General features: G+C 43.4%; 1 protein-coding gene. It reads left to right on the forward strand.

Features of this window, described 5'->3' with window-relative positions:
* Positions 1–245 precede the first annotated feature (245 nt).
* Positions 246–590 (forward strand): hypothetical protein, encoded by a 345-nt coding sequence (locus BOW52_RS16835; RefSeq protein WP_201790713.1) that lies wholly within the window; start codon positions 246–248, stop codon positions 588–590.
* Positions 591–1,147 lie beyond the last annotated feature (557 nt).

Here is a 1,147-nt window from a genome sequence, read left to right on the forward strand (position 1 = left end):
TTCGTCGTTCGCTCGCGCTCTCAACTACGAATAGGCAGACGGCGTCGACTATCGCGGACTAACCGCCTTCGCTTCGCTATCCATGGCGGTCAGCGAAAGTTGGTGAATTTTATCTTGGGCGGTCCTTTAATACTGGCTCAGGCAAAGGGAAAGCAGATTGGGAAAGAATCAGAGATAATGTATTTAATGGTGAGTGCGCATACTGTGGCGTTTCTGGTCAACCTCTACAAATAGAACACTTGTTAATGTTCAATAGAACGGAATATGGCCTGCATCACCCTGGCAATACCGTACCCTGCTGCAAGGCATGCAATAAACGCGAACGAAAAGAAGACAAAACATATGCAAATTGGATTGAACATCTTCAAGTGGTGTGCAACAACAGAAATGAAGACCATCTATTTGGAGCAAGAAAAGAAAAAATAGAAACCAGCATTAATAACGAAGGTTATCCTAATCTAGACGATAAAGAAAAACATGCAATCAGAGTAATTGCCAACAGCTTATATGAAAACATAAAAAGCGAATCAAACAAATCTCTTGAACTATATAAGCAATTAGACGAAGCGTTTATACAGCATGAAGAATAAGCCTTCTAACAAGGCGTTCATGCGGGATGTGAAACAGCATACGCCCTTAATTAGGCGTTAATTACCAATATCCAACACACCAAATAACTATGGTTAGCGTTAATACTTGAGATGTCCATATATTAAAAACAAGCACCAACCAACGGCATTTTCGCCGACCGACATCATTCAACAAGGAAGAGGACTGCAGGATGCAAGACCTGGTAAAGACCACTATAAAAACAACAACCAATAGCGAGAGCTATGGGCGACAACCCACAACGTCAGCCCCACCTTCACCGTTAACCGCTGGCTATTGAATACAACCCACTTGATCGCGCCAATTTGAGAACCGGAGAATCAGATGAAACACATTCACAGCTATTACTCTCCGAATGACTTATATAACAAAATAATCGATGGCCTTAATAATCTCGGAAAAGACTTATCAGAAATCACACCCGACGACCTTCAGCCAGTGCCGGGGAGTCGCTATTTTTGCGGAAGCTTGTTTTGGGCATCCAAGCCCAAGCAAGCGGCAAATACTTAACGCGACCGTTTATGCCTACGGCGCCCCG

Source organism: Solemya pervernicosa gill symbiont, assembly GCF_002020875.1.
Lineage (GTDB): Bacteria > Pseudomonadota > Gammaproteobacteria.